Raw genomic sequence first — 23,964 nt, forward strand, 5'->3', positions numbered from 1 at the left:
GGGAAGGGGGAATCGCGGTGACTGCGACCGTTCACGACGTGGCGATCCTGGCCGACTTTCGCTTCGCCGGGGCGGGAGTGGCGGCCGAGGTGCTTGCGCAGCACGAGGCGGCGCTGAGCACGCTGCTGGTGCACGTGCCCCGCGACGCGCGGCCACTGCCCTTCGCTCCGCGGGTGCGCGACCTCCTGCGGGACGGCGCGGCCACGCTGGCCCGGGAGGACCAGCCCGCAGCCGTACGGCTTCTGGTCGCCCGCGGCCCCGACCTGCTGGCCCGCGCCCGCACGCGGGTGCGGGCCGAGCACACGGTCGTGGTGGTCGAGCAGGCGCCCGCGCCCGGCGACCTGCCCGAGGACGTCGACTGGGCGCCGGTCGACGACCGGGTGCGCGACGCCATGCCGCTGCTCTGCCGGCTGACCGTGCAGAACTGGCACGAGATCGTCGACGCAGCGGCCTCCTGGCAGGAGTTCCCCGAGCGGTTCCGGGCGCTCGAACGCACCTCAGGCCACCAGTCGCACCTCAGGCGGCTGGCCGGCTTCGGCATCCGCCCCCGGATCAGCGCCCCGGCCCTGCCCCGCGAGCCCGGCCCGGTGCCGCCCGCGCCGACCCGCCGCGTGCTCATGGTCGGGGCGCCGACCCGGCTGACCGCGATCGCCCGCCGCCTGCCGGCCGCCCTCGCGCCCGTGATCGCCACCGAGTACGCCTCCCCGGGCGGCGGCTTCCTGACCGAGCACATCCCGTCCCGCGAGGCTCTCGGCGCGACCGAGGCGGCGTGGAACCGGATGCTCCGCGACCGCCTGGCCCACCTCGTCGACCTGCACCGGCCCGAGATCGTGGCGGTCGACGACCTGCCGCACGAGGGCATCGTGGAGGCCGTCCGCGCCCACCCGCACGTGCTCTGGGTGTGGGTGCGGCGGGCGATGTGGCCCCGCGGCACGGGCCAGGAGTGGATCACCGAGGGCAAGGTGTTCGACCACGTCCTCGAGCCGGGCGAGTTCGCCGCCCTGGCCGACGACGGGCCGACCGTGGCCGAGCGGGCGGGCGCGCACCGGGTCGAGCCGATCACGCTGCTCGACGCGGGCGAGCTGCTCGACCCCGCGGCGGCCCGCGCCGACCTCGGGCTCGACGACCGGCCGGCCGCGCTGGTGCGGCTGAGCGACACCCGGGTCGTCGAGCGGCTGGAGGGCCACGGCTTCCAGGTGGTCGTGCGCGAGCAGGGGGTGAGCCGCTATCTGCGGGCGTTCGACCTGGTGGTCAGCTCGGCCGGCTACGACGCCTATCACGAGCAGCTGCGCTTCGGGATTCCCACGGTGCTCGTGCCGCGCCGCGACGACCCGCTCGACGACCAGCTCGGCCGGGCCCGGTACGCGGACGCGGCCGGGGTGGCGCTGGCCGTCGAGGACCCGGATTCCGAGGAGCTGGAGCGGGCGCTCGACACGGCCGCCCGCCCCGACAAACGCGCCGTGCTGCGCCGCCGTTGCGAGGAGCTGACGTTCTCCAACGGCGCGTCCGCGGCCGCGACCTGGCTCGGCGGGCTGGCCGCCCGCCACGAACGGATCGGAGGCTGACGTGCCCGAAACCGCACTGCAGACGCTCGACACCGCGCAGCGGGCGCGCTGGGAGCTGGCCGCCATGGCCGGCCGGCTGCGCATGCTGGAGGCCCGGCTGGTCGAGGAGCGGCACCGTGGCGACGAGCTGCGCCGCGACCGCGACCGCGAGCGCCGCCGGGCCGACCGGCTGCGCCGCAGCGAGTCCTACCGGATCGGCTCGGGGCTGCTCGCGCTGCTGCAGAACCCGGTCAAGGCCGCCCCGCGCCTGACCCGGTCGCTGCTGCGGCGGCTGCGCCCGGCGCCCCGCACGATCCCGCTCGCGCTCGAGCCGGTCGGCACCCCGGTCGCGGTCGCGCCGCGTCCCCCCGTCCACCTGTACGTGGTGATCGGGCTGGAGTTCGAGGCGGTGCGCGAGTTCGTGCTGACGCTGCGGCAGCGGCTGCAGGTCGACCCCGACCACAAGCCGGTCGTGATGACCGACTGCGAGTCCTTCGCCCTGCTGCGTGATCTCGGCGTGCTGCTCGAATATCTGCCCGACCGCGCGACCTGGGAGCGGCACCGGCCGGACCGCTCGTGGGAGGACGTGCTCTCCGAGCGGCTGTCCCGGTTGTATCGCGACCACGAGTCGGTCCGCACGATCATCATCGACCGCACGCAGCCCCCGACCCTGGCCGAGCTGCTGCGCTGACGCCTTTTGTAACTTTTGCCGGCGTGCCCTCGTTGGGCGAGCGTGACCGTATCGAGCCCGATGATCTCCGTGGTCGCGCCCGTCTTCAACGAGGGCGCCGGCGTGGAACGCTTCGTGGCCCGCCTGGCCGCGGTGCTCACCGGCGCCGGTCTGACGTACGAGCTGGTGCTGGTCGACGACGGCTCGGCCGACGACTCCTGGGATTTCGTCGTCGCCCAGGCGGCGCTCGACGACCGGGTCCGCGGCATCCAGCTCTCCCGCAACTTCGGCAAGGAGGCGGCGGTGCTGGCCGGGCTCGAACACGCGGCCGGCGACGCGGTGGTCGTGATCGATTCCGACCTGCAGCACCCGCCCGAGGCCATCCCCGAGATGGTGCGGCGCTGGCGGCAGGGCGCGCACGTGGTCGAGGCGGTCAAACGCAACCGTACGGGTCAGGGCGTGGTCGGCCGGGTCGGCGGGCGCGCGTTCAACAAGGCGTTCACCGGCCTGACCCGGGTCGACCTGGTCGACGCGACCGACTTCCGGCTGCTCGCCCGCCCGGCCCTGGAGGCGCTGCTGCGGCTGCCCGAGCACTCGTCGTTCTTCCGCGGCACGAGCAGCTGGATCGGCTTCCGCCGGAGCACCATCGAGATCGACATCGAGGAGCGCGCGGGCGGCCGCTCCCGCTGGACGCTCGGCTCGCTGTTCCGGCTCGCGGTCAACGGGCTCACCTCGTTCACCTCGGCCCCGCTGCACCTGGTGACGATGGTCGGGCTGGCCTTCGCCGCCTTCGCCGTGCTGCTCGGGGCGCAGACCCTGATCCGCTGGATCGGCGGCGACTCGGTGGCCGGCTTCCCCACGGTCATCCTGCTGCTGCTCGTGATGGGCACGTTCCTGCTGCTGGGCCTGGGCGTGATCGGCGAATACCTGGCACGCATCCACGAGGAGGTTCGGGGCCGCCCGCGCTATCTCGTGCAGGAGCGGGTCGAGCACCTCGCTCTCCCCGAGCAGCGGGTACGTGCGAAACGCTGAGCTCGTCCGCTACGCGATCAGCGGCGGGGCGAGCGCGGTGACCCACGTCGGCGTCGGGTTTCTGCTGGCCGGGGGGCTGGGCATCCGGGCGGTGCTCGCCTCGGCGCTCGGCTTCGGCGCGAGCGTCCTGGTCTCGTACGGGCTGCAAAGGTCTTGGGTCTTTCGCTCGACGACCGGACATCTGGTGGCGGGCCGGCGCTTCCTGACCGTGACGGCCGTGGCCCTCTGCGCGAACAGCCTGATCCTCTGGCTCGGCACCGAGGTCCTGACCGGCCCGTTCGTGCTGGTGCAGGCGGTGGCGCTGGTGACGATCCCGGTCGTCAACTACGTGCTCAACTCCCACTGGACCTTCCGCGTCCCTTGATTTCGATCATGTTTACGGGTGTCATGGTCGTGTGGCGGAGCTCACGGTCCACGACACCAACGGCATCCTCCGGCAGCCGTGGGTGCACCCCGACCGCACCAGCCGCGGCCTCGGCTGGCAGTCGCTCTACGTCTCGACCCAGAGCGAGCGGCCCTATCAGGCCAGCTTCGGCGGCGCGCCCAGCCACCTGGTGATCCTGCACCTCAACGGCCCGGTCACCGTGCGCCGCGGGCATCTCGGGCTGACCAGCTCGCGAACGGTGCCGCCGGGTGGGTTGTTCGTGCACCCGGCCGGCAAGGAGCTGACCGTCGAGCTCGGCGGGGCGCTCGACACCGTGCACGCCTACCTGAGCGACGACCTGCTCCGCGCGGCGTGCGACGACGGGCCGGTCGAGCTGGCCGAGGAGCTGGGCGCCCTCGACCCGCTGGTCGAGCACCTGATGCTGACCCTCGACCGGGTGATGCGCGAATGGGAGCCGACGGCCCGCACCTATGTGGACCACCTCGGGCACGCGCTGGCCGCCCAGCTGGGCCGGCAGCACAGCGTGCGCGGGCGGCCGGTGCCGCCGCCACGGCTCGGGCGTTGCGGGCTGACCGATCGGCAGCTCGACGCCGTACGGGAAATGGTGGAGGCCCGGCTCGGCGAGCCGCTGCCGCTGCGCGAGATGGCGGCCGTGACCGGGCTGAGCGTGAGCCAGTTCGGCCGGCAGTTCAAGGCGCGCACGGGGCTGTCGCCGCACCAGTTCCTGATCCAGCGCCGGGTCGACGCGGCCGGGCGGCTGCTGCGCGGCACGACGATCCCGATCGCCGAGGTGGCCCAGCGCTGCGGCTTCTCCCACCAGGAACATCTGACCCGCGTGCTGCGCGCACACCTGAGCACCACACCGGCCGCGATGCGCGTTTCGTGCAGTGCGTAGGTGCAGGATCCTGATCGTTCACGCGCCGACACTGGGCGGGTGGAGCCGTTCGAGTACAACGCGCATGCCTCCCGGGTGATCTTCGGAGCGGGGACTCTGGGGCGGCTGCCGGACGAGGTGGCGCGGATCGGGGCCGCGCGGGTGCTGCTGCTCGGCGGGCGCTCGGATCGCGCGGCGGAACTGCTCGGGCCGCTCGTCGTCGCGCGTTTCGAGCAGGTCGCGATGCACACTCCGGTCGAAGTGACCGAGCAGGCGCTCGCACTCGTCCGCGAACACGACGTGGACTGCCTGGTGTCGATCGGCGGCGGATCGAGCACGGGCCTGGGCAAGGCGCTCGCGGCGCGCACCGGATTGCCGCAGATCGCGGTCCCGACGACGTACGCGGGCTCGGAAATGACGCCGGTCGTGGGCGAGACCTCGGACGGGGAGAAGACGACGCGCAGCGACCCGGCCCTGGTGCCGCGGACGGTCGTCTACGACGTGGAACTGACCCTTGGGCTGCCGGTCGAACTGTCGGTGACGAGCGGGCTGAACGCGATGGCGCACGCGGTCGAGGCGCTGTACTCCCCGCAGGCCAACCCGGCGGTGGACAATTTCGCGCAGGATGCCCTTGCGCGTCTTGCGCGTTCCCTGCCGGTCATCGCCGAACGGCCGGACGACCTGGACGCGCGGGCGGACGCGCTGACGGGGGCTTGGCTGGCCGGAATCTGCCTCGGAACCGTCGGAATGGGCCTGCACCACAAGCTCTGCCATGTGCTGGGCGGGTCGTTCGGGATGCCGCACTCGCCGACGCATGCCGTGATGTTGCCGCATGTGATGGCCTACAACGCCGCGGCCGCTCCGGATGCCATGCGGCGGATCGCATCGGCCCTGGGCGCGACCGATGCCCCGGCGGCCGTTTTCGATCTGGCCGCGCGGCTGGGTGCGCCGACGTCGCTGGAAGAACTCGGAATGTCGTCGGGTGATCTGCCGCGTGCCGCTTCGCTCGCGACCGCGCAGCCGTATCCCAATCCGCGCGCCCTGACTCCGGAGGGCGTTTTGTCGGTTTTGGAGGGCGCATGGCGTGGCGATCGGCCCTCCACCGCCGGGCGGCCCGACATCGGGTGGCTGACCGATGAGGTGGTGGCCAGCTTCGCGGGGGCGGCCTCACCCCGTACGGCGCAATTGCTCGGAGATTTGGTGCGGCGACTGCACGGGTTCGTGGCGGACAACGATCTGACCGAGGACGAGTGGCAGGCCGCGATCGACTTCCTCACCCGTACGGGCCAGCTCTGCTCACCCACGCGGCAGGAGTTTGTGCTGCTCAGTGACACGCTCGGGATCTCCAGCGCGGTCGACCTGCTGACCAATTCGCGATCACCGGAGACCACGCCGTCGGCCGTGCTCGGACCCTTCTACGTCGAGGGGCCGCCCGCGGTGCCCGCCGGGACGAATCTCGCCGAGGGGCTGCCGGGCGTGCCGCTGCGGGCCGACGTACGGATCGTCGACCTCGACGGGCGGCCGGTGCCGGACGCGGTCGTCGACGTGTGGCAGTCCAATCAGGACGGCTTCTACGACGTGCAGCTGCCCGAGCTCGAGGGGCCGGTGCTGCGGGCCCGGCTGCGCAGCGACGCCGACGGGCGGTTGTGGTTCCGCTCGATCCTGCCGTCGGAGTATCCGATCCCGGACGACGGCCCGGTGGGGCAGATGCTGCGGGCCACGGGCCGGCATCCGTACCGGGCCCCGCACCTGCACTTCATGATCAGCGCGCCCGGCTTCCGGCGGCTGATCACGCAGCTCTTCGTGGCCGGCGGGCCGTATCTGGACTCCGACGCGGTCTTCGGCGTCAAAGACGACCTGATCGTCGAGTTCCCGGCGGCCGCCGACGGCACGCGCACGGTCGAGTTCACCTTCCGCATCGCACCCCAGGGGGACCACCATGGCTGACGTCGAGACCGACGTGCTGATCGTCGGGAGCGGCCCCGCCGGTGGGGCCGCCGCGCTGCTCCTGAGCACGTACGGGGTGCCGAACATCGTCGTCACCAAATACGGGCGCCTGTCGGACACGCCGCGCGCCCACATCACCAACCAGCGGACGATGGAGGTGCTGCGCGACGCCGGAATCGAGGACCAGGTGATCGCTCAGGCCACCCCGCAACGCCTGATGGGTGACACTGTCTTCTGCTCCAGCCTCGCCGGTGAGGAGCTGGGCCGGCTGCACACCTGGTACACGCATCCGGCGCGGCAGGCCGACCACGACCTGGCCTCCCCGTCCAGCATCTGCGACATGCCGCAGCACCTGATGGAACCGGTGCTCGTCGACAACGCGGTGGCCCGGGGCACGGCACTGCGCTACCAGACCGAATACCTGTCGCTGGAGCAGGACGACTCCGGCGTGACGGCGACCGTACGGGATCGGTTGCGGGGCGACGAATACCGGATCCGCGCGAAATATCTGATCGGCGCGGACGGCGGGCGCAGCAAGGTCGCCGACGACATCGGGCTGCCCATGGTCGGGCAGATGGGCGTCGCGGGCAGCATCAACATCGTCTTCGAGGCCGACCTGACCGCGTTGACGGCGCACCGGCCGAGCACGCTGTATTGGGTGCTGCAGACCGGCTCCGACGTCGGCGGCATCGGGATGGGACTGGTCCGCTGCGTCCGGCCGTGGCACGAATGGCTGATCGTCTGGGGTTACGACATCAACGGTGAGCCGCCCGACCTCACCGAGGAATACGCCCGGCGGATCGCTCACCACCTGATCGGCGACGACTCGGTGCCCGTCACCATCAAGTCGTCCTCGGCGTGGACGGTCAACCACCTGTACGCCGAGACGTACCAGAACGGGCGCGTGTTCTGCATGGGCGACGCCGTGCACCGGCACCCGCCGTCCAACGGGCTCGGCTCCAACACGTCGATCCAGGACGCCTACAACCTGGCCTGGAAGCTGCGCCTGGTGCTGAACGGGACGGCCTCGCCCGCGCTGCTCGACACGTACTCGGCCGAGCGCGCGCCGATCGGCAAACAGATCGTCGACCGGGCCAACCGCAGCATCGGCGAGACGACCCGCATCTTCGAGGCGCTCGGGCTGCTCAGCACCGACGACCCCGAGCAGCTGCGCCGCAACATGGACGCGCGCAAGCTGGCCACCCCGGCCGCCGAGAAGCAGCGCCGGGAGCTGCGCGAGGCCATCGAGTTCAAGAACTACGAGTTCAACACGCACGGCGTCGAGCTCAACCAGCGGTACGCCTCGTCCGCCGTGCTCAGCGACGGCACGCCCGCGCCCGTCAACCCGCGCGACGACGAGCTCTACCACCAGCCGACCACGTGGCCGGGAGCCAAGGTGCCGCACGCCTGGGTCGGCCGCGGCGACCAGCGTCTGTCCACACTCGACCTGGGTGGCGGCGGCCGGTTCGTGTTGCTGACCGGGCTGGGTGGCGAGCCGTGGGTGGCCGCCGCCGCGGAGCTTTCCGTGCCGGCGATCGTCATCGGTCCCGGCGCCGACTACGAGGACATCTACGGCGACTGGGCCCGCCTCCGCGAGGTCGGCGACTCCGGCTGCGTGCTGCTGCGTCCGGACAACTACGTCTGCTTCCGAAGCGCCGACCTGCCCGCCGAACCCGGCGCGGTGCTACGTTCCGCCCTCGACCGGGTGCTTCACCCGTCGGCCGGGGTCAGCTCCCAGCCCGCGTAGCCCGATCCCGACTCGAAGCCGTCCGCCGTCCGGGCTCGCGCCTGCACCTCCAGGAAGATGTAGTCCGGCGGCAAGGTGTGCTGGAACGTGACGTTGCCGTCGGCGTCGGCCGCCACCACCTGCTCGGTCTGGCCGAAATCGAGCGAGACGACGAACTCGGCGACCTCCGGGGAGTCCGTGCGCAGCACGATGGTGACGGTCTCGCCGACCGTCGGCGGCGGCGTGCCGTCGCCCGGGAAGTCAGGCGACGAGATCTGCGGGACGGGCACCTCCACCCGCACATAGACGTTGAACGTGATCTCGGGCGAGACCACCCCGTTGCCCGTACGGCTGGTGACCGTCATGGGGTTGTCGCCGCGCCGACCCGGCGTGACCGTCGCGTGCCCGTAGCCCTGAGCGTCGGCCGGCACGGTGACCGCGGGGCCGCCGTTGAAGGTGTACGTGAACGACTGCGTGCCCGGCACCGCGCTCCAGAACCGAATGACGCGCGGCTCACCGATCGCCGCCGACGGGTTGTCGTCGTACACCCGGGGCTCGTTGTCGATCACGGTGAACTCGTACGTGGTCTCGGCCGAGCGGTTCCCGGTGCGGTCGATCGCCTGCACAGTCACGGCCTTGGCGCCGTACGAGTCCGGCGTGATCGTGACCGTGGCCCGGCCCCGCCGGTCGGCCGGCACCTCGACCAGCCCGGCCCCCGGCGCCGAATAGCGGAACTTCACCACGTCACGGTCGCCGTCGGCGGCGAAGGTGAACTTCCCGGCCACGCCGGCTCCACCCGCGCTCTGCCCGCGCGGATAGTCGGCCGAGGTGACCAGCGGCGCCTTCGGCCGAACCGTGTCGACCGTGAAGGTGCACGAGGCGCCGTGCGCGGTCAGCCTGTATTTGCCGCCGTCGACGACCGCGGACGGCAGGGTGGTGAAGGCCGTGCCGGGCCGGCTCAGCTCGGGCGCGGTCCACTCGACGCGCTGCGCCGGGCGGCCGGCCGGCCACACGGCGAAGGACGGGGTCAGCGTGCCCGAGCCGGTGAACCGGGCGGTGATCGCCGGGGTGGGGGAGCCGACCAGGATGCCGCCGGGGGCGCAGGCCACGCCGCCGACGGTCAGGGTGGGCGCCGTGGGCGCGGCCGAGGCGGCCGTGGCGGGCAGGGCGAACAGGACGGCCGCTGTCGCGACGGTCAGGGCCCGAAGTGAGTTCACAAATCCTCCGTGAAGAGCGAAGCGCGTCGATCGGACGCGATCATAGGAGGAGGGGGCGCCGCCGGTCGGCCCGGTGCTGTAGTCGTCGGCCCGCCCTAGCACTGGGTGGGGGCGGGGGTGGCAGATTTTACGCCGAATCCGAAGACGATCTTCGGGCTGTCCACAGGGGCGAAATGTCCGGTCACGGTTGTCCACAGGGCCGAGGCCAGAGTTGCGGATCGTGAGGCGGGGCCTACAGCCGATGTGCGTCGGAACCTGTCGTGGCGCCGCGCGTATCGAAGAAGCGCTTGGCCAGCGCGGCCAGCTCGTCGGCCTGATAGTCGCGGTGGTTCTGCACCAGAATCACCAGGTCGGCCGACACCACAGACCCCAGCAGATCCTCCGCCCGCGGCACGATCCACTCAGCCACGTACGGGTCGTGAAAGACGACGGAAGCGCCCAGCGATTGCAGTTGACGGGCCAGCGGTGTGGCAGGCGACTCCCGCTGATCGGCGATGTTCGGCTTGTACGTGACACCCAGCAACAGGATCGTCGCGCCGTGCACAGCCTGGCCGTCCGCGTTCAGCAAGTTCTGCGCCCGACGGGCCACATAGGACGGCATCGTCGCGTTGATCTCCTGGGCCAGTTCGACGAACCGGAACGGGTAGCCGAGCCGGCTTCGGACGTTGTGCGACAGGTAGTTCGGGTCGATCGGGATGCAGTGGCCGCCCACCCCGGGCCCCGGATAGAACGCCTGAAACCCGAACGGCTTGGTCGACGCGGCCCGGATCACGTCCCACAGGTCGATGCCGAGCTCGTGACAGAACCGGGCCATCTCGTTGACGAGCGCGATGTTCACGTGACGATAGGTGTTCTCCAACAACTTCGCGGTCTCGGCTTCGCGAGTTCCCCTCGTACGCACCACGGTGTCGATGAAACGTCCGTAGAAGCCCGCTGCCCGCAGTGTGCAGTCCGGCGTGTAGCCCCCGACCACCTTGGGGGTGTTGCGCGCCCCGAACAGCGCGTTGCCGGGATCGATCCGTTCGGGGGAGAACGCCAGGTGGAAGTCCACGCCCGCGGTCAGCCCGGACAGCTTCTCCAGCAGCGGCCGTACGACCTCGTCGGTCGTACCCGGGTAGGTGGTGGATTCGAGCACCACGAGCATGCCCGGCCGCAGGCTGCGCCCGATCGCCGAGGCGGCCCCGGTGACCGCGCTCAGGTCGGGCCCGTCCCCTTCGGCCAGGGGCGTGGGCACACAGATCACGGCGGTCCCGCAAGCGCCGATGAGCGCCTCGTCGGTGGTGGCCCGGAAGCCGCCGTCCAGCATCTCGGCGATGTCGGCGTCCGACAGGTCGTCGACGTGGGAGCGGCCGTCGTTGAGCGCGGCGACCACCCCGGCCGAGACGTCGAAGCCGAGCACGGACAACCCCGCCCGTACGGCCTGCTGAGCCAGCGGCAGCCCGACGTAGCCCAGGCCGAGCACCACCACGTCGGCGTTCATCGCACCACCTCGGGGACGGCGGCGACCCGCTTGACCTGCCGGGCGACGCGCGCCACCACCGGGCCCTCCCACCGGGACGGGAACGGCAGGTAGGCCGGCAGGAACTCGGCCAGCAACGCGGCCTGTTCGGGCACCGCGCTCGCGGAGGAGTCGGTGTCGTTGAGGCAGAACGCGTCGAGATGTCGCTTGTGCAGCAGCCGGGCCAGCTGGAACGGCGTCGCCGGGTCGGCCAGGTCGGTGTAGAGGTATTTGATCTGCCCGGGGGCGGCCCGGCCGGTCAGGTAGGCGTAGTACTGCTGCAGCGACGACAGCATGGCGATGTCGTCGGGATGCCGGAACTGGTGCGCGGCCGTCGATTCGACCTGCTCGGCGAAGCGCAGCTCGATCTCGGCCAGCACACTGCGCCGCGACGGGTGCGGGGTGTGCTTCATCTTGTGGGTCAGCACCCGGCCGAAGGCGCTCTGGATGAGCCGGCGGTTGTTCTTGCCGGCCGAGTCGGCGGGGGCGTCGGCGGTCGAGCGCGGCGCCGAGCCGACCAGCGCCCCCGAGGGGAAGAACCGGGTCAGCCCGCCGGGTGTGAAGAACAGCTCGGGCGCCACCGGCCGGCCCAGGAAGACGTCGTCGTTGAGATAGAGGAAGTGCTCGGCCAGCCCGGGGATGTGGTGCAGGCGCGACTCGATGGCCTGCGAGTTGAAGGTGGGCAGCCGCCCGGCGCCGCCGAAGATCTCGCGATGGCTGACCACGGTCAGGTCGGGGCGGGTGGTGTCGAGCCAGGGCGGCACCTGGTCGTCGGTGACCAGATAGACGTGCCGGATCCAGGGCGCGTACGCGTGCAGCGAGCGCAGCGAGTAGCGCAGCTCGTCGCGTGAGACGAACCGGGAGTCGTTGGCCGTCTGCCCGCTCGAACCGGTCACCCAGCCGTTCTCGCGCAGCGCCGCTGCCTTGCGCGCGTGCCAGGCTGGGTCGCCGCCGTCGACCCACGTGTAGACGGCGTCGATCGGGAACGCCACGCGATCCGGGCTCACCATCGTGAACACCTCGCGCGTGCGATAGCGGCGGGTCGTGCCGGGCGCGCCGAACGGGCCGAACACCGGCTCGGCCACCACGATCTCGGGCTCGTCCACCGGCACCACGTCGGCCACCGGGTTGCTGCGCGGTCCGATCAGATTCCCGCCCTCACGCCGCCAGAACTCCACTTCGCACCCGTACGCGGTACCGAGCGTGAGACGGCCCTTCGGGTCGGTGACAGGCCAGCACACCCGTACGACCTGTCCCGGCCGCACGCGGTCGAGCCGGCCCTCGCCGTGGGCGGTCATCGTGGCCAGCGCGGCCATGGCCCGGGCGCGGTCGGCGGCGTCGATGGCCACACCCGTACGGGTCAGCGAGGCCACCGGAATCCGGAACCACTCGATGCCGGCGCTGCTCAGGGTGTCCAGCACGCGGTCGAGGTTCTCCCGGCGTACGGCGGCCGGGGTGGCCTCGAGGCGACGCCGGGCCGTGAGTCGCCCCGCAGGCGTGCGGACCCGCAGAGATGGCGCGTCGCCGATCGGCTTGAGCCGGGGGCGCGGACCGAGCGGCACGATCCGGCGGGCCACCCGCAGCCGGCTCGGCGGGGGCACGAGGGGCAGGAGGCGGTGCTGCAGGTGGTGGAGCAGGCGCCGCCGCACGGGCCAGGGCGCCAGCCGGATGATCCGCACGCCGTCGTCCTTCCGCCGGGTCCGTTCGGTCACGACCCCCAACGGGCCCGCCTGCCAGAAGTTGCGGCGCGTCGTCGGCGTTACGCCTTGAATGGGTGGTATAGGGGGCATATCGGACAGCGGCTCAGGGTTACCACCGATGCGCGAGGTTGCCGTGGTGAGTCATGGTGGAGTCCGCAGCTTCGACTCGGGGAGGCCGAGATGGGTAAGGCCGTAGCGTTTCTGGTGGCACTGATCGCCGGAGTGATCGTGGTCGGCTGGGTGGTCAGCTCGTTGCTCGGGCCGGCCCTGTTCTACCTGATCGTGGGCGCGCTCGCGGTCGGCGGAGGCTATTACCTCTACACGAAGGCCAAGAAGTCGATCGCCCCCGGCACGCGCACGCAGCGCCGGATCGAGGCGGCGACCAAGACGTACCGGATGCGGAACCGGTGAGGCTCCTCCCGGGCGGCTAGGCTCTATGTAAGACCACCCGGCTGAGCTGACTAAAAGGACCACTGCGCCGTGTTTGACACTTTGAGTGACCGCCTCTCCGGCATCTTCACCAAGCTCCGGGGCAAGGGCAAGCTCACCGACGCCGACATCGACGCCACCGCTCGCGAGATCCGTCTCGCGCTGCTGGAGGCCGATGTCGCGCTGCCCGTGGTCAAGGCCTTCATCTTCAACGTCAAGGAGCGCGCCCGGGGGGCCGAGGTCTCCCAGGCGCTCAACCCGGCGCAGCAGATCATCAAGATCGTCCACGAGGAGCTCATCAACATCCTCGGCGGCGAGGGCCGGCGGCTGGTGTTCGCCAAGCAGCCGCCCACGGTGATCATGCTGGCCGGCCTCCAGGGCGCCGGCAAGACGACGCTGGCCGGCAAGCTGTCGCGCTGGCTCAAGGGCCAGGGTCACCAGCCCCTGCTGGTCGCGGCCGACCTGCAGCGCCCCAACGCGGTCAATCAGCTCCAGGTGGTCGGCGGCCGGGCGGGCGTCGACGTCTACGCGCCCGAGCCCGGCAGCGGCGTCGGCGACCCGGTCAAGGTCGCGAAGGACTCGATCGAGGTCGCCAAGCGCACGGCCAAAGACATCGTCATCGTCGACACCGCCGGCCGTCTCGGCATCGACGAGGAGATGATGCAGCAGGCCCGCGACATCCGCGACGCCGTCGAGCCCGACGAGGTCCTCTTCGTCATCGACGCCATGGTCGGTCAGGACGCGGTGCAGACCGCCGAGGCGTTCCGTGACGGCGTCGGGGTCACCGGCGTGGTGCTCTCGAAGCTCGACGGTGACGCCCGCGGTGGTGCCGCCCTCTCCGTCCGGCACGTCACGGGCGAGCCGATCCTCTTCGCCTCCACGGGCGAGAAGCTCGAGGACTTCGACCTCTTCCACCCCGACCGGATGGCCAGCCGCATCCTGGGCATGGGTGACGTTCTGACCCTCATCGAGCAGGCCGAGCAGGCCTTCGACGAGGATCAGAAGGAGAAGATGACCGGCAAGCTGCTGGCCGGCGAGACCTTCACCCTGGAAGACTTCCTCGACCAGCTCATCGCCGTGCGGCGGATGGGCCCGATCGCCAACATCCTCGGCATGATGCCGGGCATGGGCCAGATGAAGGACCAGCTGGCCGAGCTCGACGACAGCCATTTCGACCGGGTCACCGCGATCATCCGCTCGATGACCCCGGCCGAGCGCAGCAACCCCAAGATCCTCAACGGCTCCCGCCGCGCCCGCATCGCCAACGGCTCCGGCGTCACGGTGATGGACGTCAACCAGCTGCTCAACCGCTTCGCCGACGCGCAGAAGATGATGAAGCAGATGAGCGGCATGATGGGCCTGCCCGGCGGCGGCCGGCGCAAGGCCACGAAGAGCCCGAAAAACAAGCGCAAGGGCACCAAGGGCGGCAACAACCGACCCCGCACGGGCGGCGGCGGCCTGCCCGCGGGCTTCCCCGGCGGCATGCCCCAGCTCCCGCCCGGCCTCGACCCCAACGCCCTCGGCGGCGCCGGTGGTGCCGGCGGCTTCAACCTGCCGAATCTCGACTTCAACAAGCTGATGAAGCAGCAAAAAGACGACAAGGACAAGCGCTGACAACCGATTGGTGATCTAGACATGGGTACAGTAGTCTCGTGACACCCCCTGAGGAGGTCCCGATGACTGCGGCCCTACAGCTGCCGAGCCTGCTGGATGAAAAGCAGGACTGGACCGTCGACGACCTGGCGAGCCTTCCCAAGGATCTTCGCTATGAGTTGATCGACGGAAGGTTGATCTTGCCGTCCCCGACGATGCTTCATCAAGAACTGTGCTGGGAGCTGGTCCGCATGCTCCTGCCGAACTGTCCGCCTGGATACAAGCCGGTCATCGACCTGTCGTTGGAGGTCGACCGGCGAAACGAGCCTCGACCGGACGTCGTGGTGCTGCGGAAAGAATACCGCCGCCGCACTCCGGCTCCGGTCGACGGTGCGCTACTCGTCCTCGAGGTGGTTTCGCCGACCTCTCGCGTCCGTGACATGAACGCGAAATGGAAGGTCTACGCGGCTAACCGCGTGACCACCTACCTGCTGGTCGACCCGTTGTTCGAGGATGGTGTCGTGCTGACTGAGTACCGCCTCGGCGAGAACGGCCAGTACGAGACGATCACCAGTACGAGCAAGGTATTCGCCACGGATGTCCCCTATCCGATCAGCATCGACGTGCCGGCGCTGACCGCGCTCCGCGACGAGGAAGACGACCAGGCTCCGGACAATTCATGATTGGCGGCGGCATTCGCCTTACGATCGATGACGTCGAGGACTTTCCGGAGGAGTCGCGCTTCGAACTGCTCGACGGAAAAATTGTCCGTCCGCCGCCACCCTTCCCCATTCATCAGATCCACTTGGCTGATGTCATGTTTGCTCTTGACGCGCACGTGCCGAGGTCCTGCATGATCAGCCACCGGCAGGCCGTTCTGCTCGACCGTCACAACATGCCATTTGTCGACGTGGCCGCCATCCGCGTGGAAGCCGCGTTGACCTCCCCGGTGCCCGCCGTGGATGTACTGGTCGCGGTCGAGGTGCTGTCTGACTGGTCCGAGAGCACCGACCGGGCACTGAAGAAGCAGCTTTATGCGCGCGCGGCCATACCGGCCTACTGGCTCGTCGATCCTCTGGGCGATTCCGTTACAGTCACACAGTTTCGGCTTGACCGAAATGGCCACTACCGCGGGCGTCTCCACTGCGCTGACGTTGCCGTGATCGATCAGCCTTGGCCGGTCACCCTGGATCTGTCCGCGATGACCCGTACGCGGAACCGTATCCGGGCGGCTGCTCGTTCGGACGGGTGACGGGCTGATCGGGTAGGACTGTTGTATGGCGTTGCATGTGCGTGGGGCGGTTCTGCCGGACGGTGAAGTCAGGGACCTCTGGCTGGTGGGGGACACGGTCACCTACGAGCCCGTACGGGGTGCCGAGACGATCAGTGACGGCGGTTTCATCGTGCCGGGGCTGGTCGACGCGCATTGTCATCTAGGGATCGCGTTCGGAGCCAAGCCGATCACCAGCCTCGATCAGGCGCGCGAGCTGGCGGCGACCGATCGGGACGCGGGAGTTCTGGCCCTGCGCGACGCGGGCTCGCCCTATCCCTATCCCGAGCTGGAGGATGAGGACGGCATCCCCCGGCTGGCCCGGGCCGGCCGGCATGTGGCGGCGCCGCGGCGATATCTGCGTGACGTGGGTGTCGAGGTCGAGGGTGAGGCCGACGTGCGGGCCGCCGTGACCGAGCAGGCCAAGGCGGGCAACGGGTGGGTCAAGCTGGTCGGCGACTGGATCTCGCGGGACGCCGGCGACCTGGCGCCCTCGTGGGACGCGAACACCATGGCGGCGGCCGTCGAGGCGGCGCACGCGGCGGGGGCGCGGGCCGCCGTGCACACGTTCTCCGAGGAGGGCGTCGAGCTCATGGTGCGGGCCGGGGTCGACTCGGTCGAGCACGGCACGGGGTTGTCGCTCGACCTGATCGACGAGATGGCCCGGCGGGGCACGGCGCTGGTGCCCACGATGATCAACATCCGGACCTTCGGCGGGATCGCCGATCGGGCCCGGGGCAAGTTCGACACGTACGCCGACCACATGGTCGCGCTGCAGGAACGGTTCCCGTCGGTCGTCCGGGCCGCGTACGAGGCCGGGGTGCCGATCTATGTGGGCACCGATGCCGGCGGCGGGATCCGGCACGGGCTGGTCGCCGAGGAGATGCTGATTTTGCAGGAGGCCGGGCTGCCCGCCGAGGAGATCCTGGCCAGTGCCTCGTGGCGGGCCCGCGAGTGGCTGGGCTTCCCGGGGCTGGTCGAGGGCGGGCTGGCCGACCTGGTCGTCTACGAGACCGACCCGCGCGCGGACCTGCGAGTGGTCCGCGCGCCGAGCCGGATCGTGCTCAAGGGCAGGGTCGTGCGATAAGCACGGTCATCGTTTGAGCTGGTAGATCCGCACGTCCTTCGCGGTCGGACAGACGAGCCGGTCGGGGGTGTGCACGCACGGGCCGGTTCGCGCGGGCAGGGTGCCGAGCCGGCTGACCGCGCCGTAGGGGGCGTTCACGACCGATACCTCGCCCCCGGTCAGCGGCGGCATGACCACCGCATAGCCGCCGTCCAGCCACTCGAGATCCCCGTCCGCGGTGCGGAACACCTCGCGCCCGTTGCCGTCCAGCATGGCGGCCGGGCCGCCTTCGCCGCCGACCAGGATGTCGAGGCCGTAAGCGGCGATCGAACCGGTGCTCGGTCCGGGCACCGACCAGAGCACTGAGCCCCGTACAGCGTCGATCAACAGCACCCGGGTCGTCTCGCCCTCACGGTCGAGCAGGCAGACGCCCGGATCGCAGACGGCCATGCCGCCGGACGAGTGACCGAGCTCCCCTCGGAAGACCTTCTTCGAGGCGCCGGTGCCCAGGTCGGTGACGACCACCCGGTACGGATCGACGTCGCAGCACCCCGGACCGTCGTCGTACAGCTTGCCGTCGTACGCGATCAATGAGCCGGGCGGCGCGCCCTGCGGAGGCGAGACCGGCGTCGTCGTCCGCTGCACGTCGCCGCTGACGATGTCGCGCAACTCCACCTTGCCCGAGCGCCGTACGACCACCAGCCGGTTGTCGGTGTACCCGTCCTGGAGCTGCTCCTGCCCGAAGACGCGCATGCCGAGCACCTGGTCGACCTTGTCGGCGCTCGGGGCGATCGACCACAGTTCCTGTCCGGTCTTCAGCTCGTAGGCGTCGACTCGGCCCGTCTGGTCGTTCCGCTGGACCAGCACCCGCTGGTGCACGACCCATTCGCCCAGGTGGCTGCCCGTGAAGTCCCAGCGCCGGCTGCCGTCGGCCGGATCGAGCACCCAGGTCCGTCCGCCGCCCGAGCTGACCAGCACCGCGTCGTCCGTAGCGCTGACGAACGCGCCCAGGTCCTGCGAGGTCTCGAACCCCTCGACCCGCCACACGACCTCGCCCGTACGCGCGTCGGCGGCGACGACCGCGATCTTGTCCCCGACCTTCCACGCGTCGTAGACGCGGCCCTTCACGATCACCGGACTGGTCTCGTTGACCGTCCGCCCGTACGGGATCGGCTTGCCCACCATCGGCAACGGGCCGGCCGCGACAGTGGTGCTGGTGACGGTGGGCGAAGGTGTGGGCGCGACGGTCTTCTGGTCGGCCCACCGCTCGGGACTGGCCAGCACGCCGACGCCGGCGGCCACCACACACACGGCCGCAGCCGCCGCGACGATGCCGTTGCGGCTGCGCTGCCGTCCGCGCCGGCGAGCCTCGGCGGCGGTGCGGAGCGGGATCGCGTCGGCCTCGCGGGCGACCGAGGCGAAGATGTCGTCGAGATCAGTTGGCATCGTCGGCTCCGTTCGTGGCCAGGGCGGGTGTCTCGCCGAGGGCGGCCGCGAGCTGGGTCCGGCCCCTCGACAGCCACGACTTGACCGTGCCGATCGTCGCGCCGGTCTCGTGGGCGATCTCGGCCACAGACCGGTCGAGCAGGTAGTGCAGGGCCAAGGCGCGCCGGTGCACCATCGGCAACGTGCGCATCGCGCGAATCAGCAGCACCGTGTTCTCCGAGGGTGGTGGCGAGTGTTGCGGTGGTGGTTCGGCCGCGGCCCGGGCCCGTCTTACGCCGAGGCGCCGCCACCGGTCGGTCGAGAGCCGGTTGACCACGAGCCGTAACCAGGCCTCGCGGTCCTCGTAATCCACGAGCTGCCGCCAGCGCTGCCAGGCCCGCGCGTACGCCTCCTGCACGAGGTCCTGCGCGTCGCCCGGGTCACCGGTCAGCCCGTACGCGTATCTGGCCAGGCGCCGGGAGGTGTCCCGGTAGAAGTCGTCGAAGTCCGCTGTCGTTGTCATCCCCACCGCCCTTCCACCTAGGACACGACATGCCCTCCCGCAGGGTTGCGCACGGACGCGACTAGGATGTCGCCTCATGGCCCGTGTGCTCACTCCCCGTGCGGAAGACTTCCCCCGCTGGTATCAGGATCTGATCGCCAAGGCGCAGCTGGCCGACAACGGCCCGGTGCGCGGCACGATGGTGATCCGGCCGACCGGCTGGGCCATCTGGGAGCGCATGCAGGCCGACATGGACCTGCGGATCAAGGAAGAGGGCGTGCAGAACGCCTACTTCCCGCTGTTCATCCCCGAGAGCTACCTGCGCCGTGAGGCCGACCACGTCGAGGGCTTCTCGCCAGAGCTGGCCGTGGTCACCCACGCCGGCGGCAAGCAGCTGGCCGAGCCGCTGGTCGTGCGGCCCACGAGCGAGACCGTGATCGGCGAGTTCATGGCCAAGTGGGTCGACTCGTATCGTGACCTGCCGCTGCTGCTCAACCAGTGGGCCAACGTCGTGCGGTGGGAGCTGCGCCCGCGCACCTTCCTGCGCACCACCGAGTTCCTCTGGCAGGAGGGCCACGACGCGCACGCCACCGAGCAGCTCGCGCGTGAGCACGCCCGCAACATCCACCGCAACGTCTACCAGGCGTTCATGGAGGAGCTGCTGGCCATCCCGGTCATCCCGGGCCGCAAGACCAAGGGCGAGCGCTTCGCCGGCGCCACCAACACCATGACCGTCGAGGCCATGATGGGCGACACCAAGGCGCTGCAGATGGGCACCTCGCACGAGCTCGGCCAGAATTTCGCCAAGGCCTTTGACATCACGTATTCGTCGAAGGAGGGCAAGGTCGAGCACGCCTGGACGACCTCGTGGGGCACGTCGACCCGCATGGTGGGCGGCTTGATCATGGTGCACGGCGACGACAACGGGCTGCGCCTGCCGCCGCGGCTGGCCCCGATCCAGGTGCAGGTCATGGTGGTCAAGGCGGGCGAGGGTGTCGCCGAGGCGGCGGGCAAGCTCCGCGACGAGCTCAAGAGCGCCGGCGTACGGGTGAAGCTCGACGACCGGGCCGACATCCCGTTCGGCCGCCGGGCCGTCGACGCCGAGCTGCAGGGCGTCCCGATCCGCATCGAGGTCGGGCCGCGTGACCTGGCCAACGGCAGCGTCACGATCGCGCGCCGGGTCGACGGCTCGAAGACCCCGACGCCGCTCGCCGAGGTGGCAGGCGCGGTCTCCAGCGCTCTCGAGGCCGACCAGCAGCGGCTGTACGACGAGGCGCTGGCGTTCCGCGCGGCGAACACGGTCGAGGTCAAGACGCTCGACGAGGCGATCGAGGCGGCGCAGACCGGCTGGGCCCGGGTGCCGTGGTCGGCGGTCGGCGAGGAGGGCGAGAAGGCGGCCAACGGCAAGGCCGTCACGGTCCGCTGCCTGACCCGCCCCGACGGCACGATGCCCGACTCCGACGAGGAATCCGACCTGGTCGCCTATCTGGCCCGCTCGTACTGATGCGCTTCGAGCCCGGCCGGCTCATCCTGCATCGCGACACGCACCGCGGTCGTCTCGGCTTCGTCAATCCCGTACGGGTGGTGGCCGACGACGACCGCGGGCTGCTGGTCTGGCTGGCCCGCGGCTCGGCGGTCGCGCTCGAGACAACCACCGACGGCCGCGGCCCGCGCGACATGCCCTCGTTCGCCGAGTGGGAGGCGGCCCCCAAACAGGCGACGTTCGCCACCTGGCGCGGCCCGGGCGTGCTGCGCTTCTTCCCGGCGGGCGCCGCCCACTCGGTCTGGTTCTTCCGCGACGACGACGGCTTCTTCACCAGGTATTACGTCAACCTCGAAGAACACGCGGTCCGCTGGGACGACGGCGCCGTGGCCGGCTTCGACGTCGTCGACCAGGACTTGGACATCGTCGCCACCCCTGATCTCCAGTGGCAGTGGAAGGACGAGGACGAGTTCGCCGAACGCCTGGCCCACCCCGACCTCTACTGGGTCCCCGACGAGCAGGCAGTCTGGTCCGAGGGCTTCCGCGTCATCAAGATGATCGAGGCCGCCGACTTCCCGTTCGACGGCACGTGGACCGACTTCCACCCCGACCCGTCCTGGCCCACCCCGACGGAATTGCCGCCCGGCTGGGATCGTCCCGTTGTCGCCCGGGTTTGACTTTCGAGCGCAACCATTTACGCAGGTCGCCCGGGTGGGCTTCGCGTTCTGGACGCGTAGCGGCCAGCGAATCCCGCCTGGGTCCCCGCGGGAGCGACGGTCTGCAACCCCCCACCCCGCCGGGACATCGGCATTTTGCCCTTGATCGTTCCTTTTCTTGACCCGATTGGGAGTCACCCCCTCTCGTCTGGCAGAATGGTCCTCTGGTATCCGGCTCGCGTGAGGCGCCCTCTAACCCCTCCTGCGTTGCCAGTCCTCGAGACGACGGCTGCTCTGTCCCCACGGGGGAGCCCATTCTCAACCACGCAGTCATTCAGGAGCGAAGAGAACCGTGGCCGTTAAGATCCGGCTCCTGCGGATGGGCAAGATCCGCAACCCGCAGTACCGCATCGTCGTCGCCGACTCGCGCACCAAGCGCGACGGCCGCGCCATCGAGTACGTCGGCATCTACCAGCCGAAGGAACACCCCTCGGTCATCCAGGTGAAGTCCGAGCGTGTGCAGTACTGGCTGTCGGTCGGCGCGCAGCCGAGCGAGGCCGTGCAGCGCATCCTCGAGAAGACCGGCGACTGGCAGCAGTTCAAGGGCCTCCCCGCCCCGCCGCCGCTGCTCGTCAAGGAGCCGAAGCAGAGCCGCACCGAGATCTACGAGGCCGAGGCCAAGTCGGCCGCCGGTGTCGCCGAGACCCCGGCCAAGAGCACCAAGCCGGCCAAGAAGGCCGCCGCTGCTCCGGAGGCCGCCGAGGCCAAGCCGGCGCAGACCAAGGCCGTCGACCCGGCCGAGCCGAACCGTGAGGCCGTCGCCGAGACCGCAGAGGACCCGGCCGGTGCCGGCGCCGACGCGAGCTGACGGGGCGCTCCGGCCGGCGCTGGAGCACCTCGTCAAGGGCATCGTCGACAACCCGGACGACGTCCGGGTCCGGCTGGTCGACTCGCGCCGCGGCAAGCGGCTCGAGGTCCGTGTGCACCCGGAGGACCTCGGTACGGTCATCGGGCGCGGCGGACGCACGGCCAAGGCCCTGCGGCAGGTCATCGGGTCGATCGGTGGGCGCGGCATCCGCGTCGACATCGTCGACGCCTACTGAGCTTCCGAAACGGCTTCGCCGTAATGCAAAGGAAGTTTGAGTGCTCCTTGTAGTCGGCCAGATCGGCAAACCGCACGGCATCCGGGGCGAGGTCTCGGTGGTCGTGCGGACCGACGAACCGGAAGAACGTTTCGTCCCCGGGTCGGTGTTCGTGACGGAGGTCCCTCGGGTCCGCCGCGTGAGCACCGGCCCGGCGGCCGCTCCGGGGGTTCGTTTCGAGGTGCCGAAGCAGCTCACGCTCGAGACCATCCGCTGGCATCAGGGCCGCGGCATCGCGCTCTTCTCCGACATCTACGACCGCAACCTCGCCGAGGAGCTGCGCGGCGTGTTTCTGCAGGTCGACAGCGGTTCGTTGACGCCGCCGGACGATCCCGACGAGTTCCACGACCACCAGCTGGTCGGCCTGCGGGTCGAGTCGGCCGACGGCACGGTGCACGGGTCGGTGGAGCGGATCGAACACGCGCCCGCCTCGGATCTGATCGTGCTCAAGAAGGCGGCCGGGGGCACGGCGCTGATCCCCTTCGTGAGCGCGATCGTGCCCTCCGTGGACGTCGCCGGGGGCAGGATCGTGGTCGACCTGCCCGAGGGGCTGCTGGATCTGTAGTGCGCGTCGACATCATCTCGATCTTCCCGGACTACTTCGCCCCGCTCGAGCTGTCGCTGATCGGCAAGGCGCGCACGACCGGGCTGCTCGACCTGTCCGTGCACGATCTGCGCACCTGGACGTCGGACGTGCACAGAACCGTCGACGACACCCCGTACGGGGGTGGGCCGGGCATGGTCATGCGGCCCGAGCCGTGGGGGCAGGCGCTCGACGCGGTGGGCCCGGGCACGCTCGTGGTGCCGTCGCCCGTGGGGAAGCCGTTCACGCAGGCCGACGCGTACGAGCTGGCCGCGCTCGAGCATTTGATCTTCGCCTGCGGGCGGTACGAGGGCATCGACCAGCGCGTGATCGACGACGCGGCGTCCCGGATGCCCGTGCGCGAGGTCTCGCTGGGCGACTACGTGCTGTTCGGCGGCGAGGTCGCGGTCATTGTGATCATGGAAGCGATCACCCGGTTACTGCCCGGGGTGCTCGGCAACGCCGACTCGCTGACCGAGGAGTCGCACGCGGCGGGGCTGCTCGAGGCGCCGGTCTACACGAAGCCGGCCTCGTGGCGCGACCGGGAGGTGCCGGACATCCTGCGCTCCGGTGACCACGGCCGGATCGCTCGCTGGCGGCGGGATCAGAGCCTTTCCCGTACGGCGTCCCGGCGGCCCGACATGATGGCGGCGTACCCGCTCGATCATTTGGACAAAGCGGACAGGAAGGCCCTCGACGAGGGTGGATTTCAGATCACGCCTCCCTCTGTGGCAAAGTAGGGAGGTTGCCGATTTCGCCCCACGCCGTGGAGCGGAGTCGAGGATCTTCTGAACTCGAGGAAGATCAGAAGTACCCCTGCGCGCATCGAACTCCCGGTGCGCTACAGAGAACGAGGATGCAGCGATGAACACGCTGGACGCTCTCGACGCCCAGTCGCAGCGCACCGACATTCCCGCCTTCCGGGCCGGCGACACCGTCAAGGTGCACGCCCGGGTCGTCGAAGGTAACCGTTCCCGCGTCCAGGTCTTCCAGGGCGTCGTGATCGGTCGCCAGGGTGCCGGCCTCCGCGAGACCTTCAAGGTCCGGAAGATCAGCTTCGGCGTCGGTGTCGAGCGGACCTACCCGATCAACAGCCCGGCGATCGACAAGATCGAGGTCGTGAGCCGCGGTGACGTCCGTCGCGCCAAGCTCTACTACCTGCGTGAGCTCCGCGGCAAGAAGGCCAAGATCAAGGAGCTTCGGGAGAAGCAGACCGTCTGAT

General features: G+C 70.4%; 24 protein-coding genes. 19 read left to right on the forward strand and 5 right to left on the reverse strand.

Features of this window, described 5'->3' with window-relative positions:
• Positions 1–17 precede the first annotated feature (17 nt).
• Genes JKJ07_RS47810 through JKJ07_RS47840 form a run of 7 tightly spaced genes read left to right on the forward strand, consistent with a single transcriptional unit; the run spans position 18 to position 8,199 of the window.
• Entirely contained in the window at positions 18–1,565 is a 1,548-nt protein-coding gene (locus JKJ07_RS47810; RefSeq protein ID WP_203078557.1) for a glycosyltransferase, read from the forward strand.
• 1 nt (position 1,566) lies between these two features.
• Positions 1,567–2,235, forward strand: a complete 669-nt coding sequence (locus JKJ07_RS47815) for a hypothetical protein (protein ID WP_203078558.1) — start codon at positions 1,567–1,569, stop codon at positions 2,233–2,235.
• Between the two features lie 60 nt (positions 2,236–2,295).
• The gene (locus JKJ07_RS47820) at positions 2,296–3,246 is read left to right on the forward strand and encodes a glycosyltransferase family 2 protein (RefSeq protein ID WP_203078559.1); all 951 of its coding nucleotides are present in this window, start codon (positions 2,296–2,298) and stop codon (positions 3,244–3,246) included.
• Positions 3,233–3,610, forward strand: a complete 378-nt coding sequence (locus JKJ07_RS47825) for a GtrA family protein (protein ID WP_203078560.1) — start codon at positions 3,233–3,235, stop codon at positions 3,608–3,610. Before JKJ07_RS47820 ends, JKJ07_RS47825 begins: the two co-directional genes overlap by 14 nt.
• Before the next feature lie 31 nt (positions 3,611–3,641).
• Positions 3,642–4,526, forward strand: coding sequence for a helix-turn-helix domain-containing protein (locus tag JKJ07_RS52135; protein ID WP_203078561.1), 885 nt, complete (start codon positions 3,642–3,644; stop codon positions 4,524–4,526).
• Positions 4,527–4,565: 39 nt separating this feature from the next.
• On the forward strand, positions 4,566–6,452 hold the full coding sequence (locus JKJ07_RS52140; protein ID WP_203078562.1) for a maleylacetate reductase and hydroxyquinol 1,2-dioxygenase domain-containing protein: 1,887 nt from the start codon (positions 4,566–4,568) through the stop codon (positions 6,450–6,452).
• Positions 6,445–8,199 (forward strand): FAD-dependent oxidoreductase, encoded by a 1,755-nt coding sequence (locus tag JKJ07_RS47840; RefSeq protein WP_203078563.1) that lies wholly within the window; start codon positions 6,445–6,447, stop codon positions 8,197–8,199. The genes JKJ07_RS52140 and JKJ07_RS47840 overlap by 8 nt, the downstream gene beginning before the upstream one ends.
• Here the strand turns inward: JKJ07_RS47840 and JKJ07_RS47845 are convergent.
• The 3 genes from JKJ07_RS47845 to JKJ07_RS47855 all read right to left on the reverse strand — a co-directional run bounded on the left by JKJ07_RS47845 (position 8,163) and on the right by JKJ07_RS47855 (position 12,605).
• Positions 8,163–9,395, reverse strand: a complete 1,233-nt coding sequence (locus JKJ07_RS47845) for a hypothetical protein (protein WP_203078564.1) — start codon at positions 9,393–9,395, stop codon at positions 8,163–8,165. The genes JKJ07_RS47840 and JKJ07_RS47845 overlap by 37 nt on opposite strands.
• A gap of 232 nt (positions 9,396–9,627) precedes the next feature.
• On the reverse strand, positions 9,628–10,875 hold the full coding sequence (locus tag JKJ07_RS47850) for a nucleotide sugar dehydrogenase (RefSeq protein ID WP_203078565.1): 1,248 nt from the start codon (positions 10,873–10,875) through the stop codon (positions 9,628–9,630).
• Positions 10,872–12,605, reverse strand: a complete 1,734-nt coding sequence (locus tag JKJ07_RS47855; RefSeq protein WP_307834826.1) for a stealth family protein — start codon at positions 12,603–12,605, stop codon at positions 10,872–10,874. The genes JKJ07_RS47850 and JKJ07_RS47855 overlap by 4 nt, the downstream gene beginning before the upstream one ends.
• Before the next feature lie 168 nt (positions 12,606–12,773).
• Between JKJ07_RS47855 and JKJ07_RS47860 the strand changes: the two genes are divergently transcribed.
• The 5 genes from JKJ07_RS47860 (at position 12,774) to JKJ07_RS47880 (ending at position 16,972) form a co-directional block, all read left to right on the forward strand.
• Positions 12,774–13,004, forward strand: a complete 231-nt coding sequence (locus JKJ07_RS47860) for a hypothetical protein (RefSeq protein ID WP_184955409.1) — start codon at positions 12,774–12,776, stop codon at positions 13,002–13,004.
• Positions 13,005–13,073: 69 nt separating this feature from the next.
• Positions 13,074–14,636, forward strand: a complete 1,563-nt coding sequence (gene ffh, locus JKJ07_RS47865) for a signal recognition particle protein (RefSeq protein ID WP_203078567.1) — start codon at positions 13,074–13,076, stop codon at positions 14,634–14,636.
• A 62-nt stretch (positions 14,637–14,698) separates the two neighbouring features.
• Positions 14,699–15,298, forward strand: coding sequence for a Uma2 family endonuclease (locus tag JKJ07_RS47870; RefSeq protein WP_203078568.1), 600 nt, complete (start codon positions 14,699–14,701; stop codon positions 15,296–15,298).
• Entirely contained in the window at positions 15,295–15,867 is a 573-nt protein-coding gene (locus tag JKJ07_RS47875) for a Uma2 family endonuclease (RefSeq protein WP_203078569.1), read from the forward strand. Before JKJ07_RS47870 ends, JKJ07_RS47875 begins: the two co-directional genes overlap by 4 nt.
• 25 nt (positions 15,868–15,892) lie before the next feature.
• Positions 15,893–16,972, forward strand: coding sequence for an amidohydrolase family protein (locus JKJ07_RS47880; RefSeq protein WP_203078570.1), 1,080 nt, complete (start codon positions 15,893–15,895; stop codon positions 16,970–16,972).
• A gap of 6 nt (positions 16,973–16,978) precedes the next feature.
• Here JKJ07_RS47880 and JKJ07_RS47885 read toward each other — a convergent pair whose 3' ends face one another.
• Together JKJ07_RS47885 and JKJ07_RS47890 are read right to left on the reverse strand one after the other, a co-directional pair.
• Positions 16,979–18,397, reverse strand: a complete 1,419-nt coding sequence (locus JKJ07_RS47885; protein ID WP_203078571.1) for an outer membrane protein assembly factor BamB family protein — start codon at positions 18,395–18,397, stop codon at positions 16,979–16,981.
• Entirely contained in the window at positions 18,387–18,899 is a 513-nt protein-coding gene (locus JKJ07_RS47890; protein WP_203078572.1) for a SigE family RNA polymerase sigma factor, read from the reverse strand. Before JKJ07_RS47890 ends, JKJ07_RS47885 begins: the two co-directional genes overlap by 11 nt.
• Before the next feature lie 76 nt (positions 18,900–18,975).
• Between JKJ07_RS47890 and proS the strand changes: the two genes are divergently transcribed.
• From proS to rplS, 7 genes are all read left to right on the forward strand, one after another.
• Positions 18,976–20,382: a proline--tRNA ligase gene (proS, locus tag JKJ07_RS47895; protein ID WP_203078573.1), complete on the forward strand. Its 1,407-nt coding sequence runs from the start codon at positions 18,976–18,978 to the stop codon at positions 20,380–20,382.
• Positions 20,382–21,038, forward strand: a complete 657-nt coding sequence (locus tag JKJ07_RS47900; protein ID WP_203078574.1) for a ribonuclease FAU-1 family protein — start codon at positions 20,382–20,384, stop codon at positions 21,036–21,038. The genes proS and JKJ07_RS47900 overlap by 1 nt, the downstream gene beginning before the upstream one ends.
• A 331-nt stretch (positions 21,039–21,369) precedes the next feature.
• A complete protein-coding gene (rpsP, locus tag JKJ07_RS47905) occupies positions 21,370–21,885 on the forward strand; it encodes a 30S ribosomal protein S16 (RefSeq protein ID WP_203078575.1) in 516 nt (171 codons plus the stop codon).
• Positions 21,863–22,120 carry an RNA-binding protein gene (locus tag JKJ07_RS47910; RefSeq protein WP_014447131.1) on the forward strand — a complete coding sequence of 86 codons (258 nt, stop codon included), beginning with the start codon at positions 21,863–21,865 and terminating at the stop codon, positions 22,118–22,120. The genes rpsP and JKJ07_RS47910 overlap by 23 nt, the downstream gene beginning before the upstream one ends.
• A gap of 40 nt (positions 22,121–22,160) precedes the next feature.
• Positions 22,161–22,724: a ribosome maturation factor RimM gene (rimM, locus tag JKJ07_RS47915; protein WP_203078576.1), complete on the forward strand. Its 564-nt coding sequence runs from the start codon at positions 22,161–22,163 to the stop codon at positions 22,722–22,724.
• On the forward strand, positions 22,724–23,482 hold the full coding sequence (gene trmD / locus JKJ07_RS47920; protein WP_203078577.1) for a tRNA (guanosine(37)-N1)-methyltransferase TrmD: 759 nt from the start codon (positions 22,724–22,726) through the stop codon (positions 23,480–23,482). Before rimM ends, trmD begins: the two co-directional genes overlap by 1 nt.
• 124 nt (positions 23,483–23,606) lie before the next feature.
• Positions 23,607–23,963, forward strand: a complete 357-nt coding sequence (gene rplS / locus JKJ07_RS47925; RefSeq protein WP_203078578.1) for a 50S ribosomal protein L19 — start codon at positions 23,607–23,609, stop codon at positions 23,961–23,963.
• Position 23,964 lies beyond the last annotated feature (1 nt).

It is taken from the genome of Paractinoplanes lichenicola (assembly GCF_016785085.1).
In the GTDB taxonomy this organism is placed as follows: Bacteria; Actinomycetota; Actinomycetes; order Mycobacteriales; family Micromonosporaceae; genus Actinoplanes; species Actinoplanes lichenicola.

Bases quoted from the DNA above. Each gene is read 5' to 3' on its own strand.
- JKJ07_RS47885 (WP_203078571.1), bottom strand. From the start codon at position 18,397: ATGCCAACTGATCTCGACGACATCTTCGCCTCGGTCGCCCGCGAGGCC.
- JKJ07_RS47820 (WP_203078559.1), top strand. From the start codon at position 2,296: ATGATCTCCGTGGTCGCGCCCGTCTTCAACGAGGGCGCCGGCGTGGAA.
- proS (WP_203078573.1), top strand. From the start codon at position 18,976: ATGGCCCGTGTGCTCACTCCCCGTGCGGAAGACTTCCCCCGCTGGTAT.
- JKJ07_RS47880 (WP_203078570.1), top strand. From the start codon at position 15,893: ATGGCGTTGCATGTGCGTGGGGCGGTTCTGCCGGACGGTGAAGTCAGG.
- JKJ07_RS47860 (WP_184955409.1), top strand. From the start codon at position 12,774: ATGGGTAAGGCCGTAGCGTTTCTGGTGGCACTGATCGCCGGAGTGATC.
- rplS (WP_203078578.1), top strand. From the start codon at position 23,607: ATGAACACGCTGGACGCTCTCGACGCCCAGTCGCAGCGCACCGACATT.
- JKJ07_RS47890 (WP_203078572.1), bottom strand. From the start codon at position 18,899: ATGACAACGACAGCGGACTTCGACGACTTCTACCGGGACACCTCCCGG.
- JKJ07_RS47900 (WP_203078574.1), top strand. From the start codon at position 20,382: ATGCGCTTCGAGCCCGGCCGGCTCATCCTGCATCGCGACACGCACCGC.
- JKJ07_RS47870 (WP_203078568.1), top strand. From the start codon at position 14,699: ATGACTGCGGCCCTACAGCTGCCGAGCCTGCTGGATGAAAAGCAGGAC.
- JKJ07_RS47875 (WP_203078569.1), top strand. From the start codon at position 15,295: ATGATTGGCGGCGGCATTCGCCTTACGATCGATGACGTCGAGGACTTT.
- JKJ07_RS47850 (WP_203078565.1), bottom strand. From the start codon at position 10,875: ATGAACGCCGACGTGGTGGTGCTCGGCCTGGGCTACGTCGGGCTGCCG.
- JKJ07_RS47840 (WP_203078563.1), top strand. From the start codon at position 6,445: ATGGCTGACGTCGAGACCGACGTGCTGATCGTCGGGAGCGGCCCCGCC.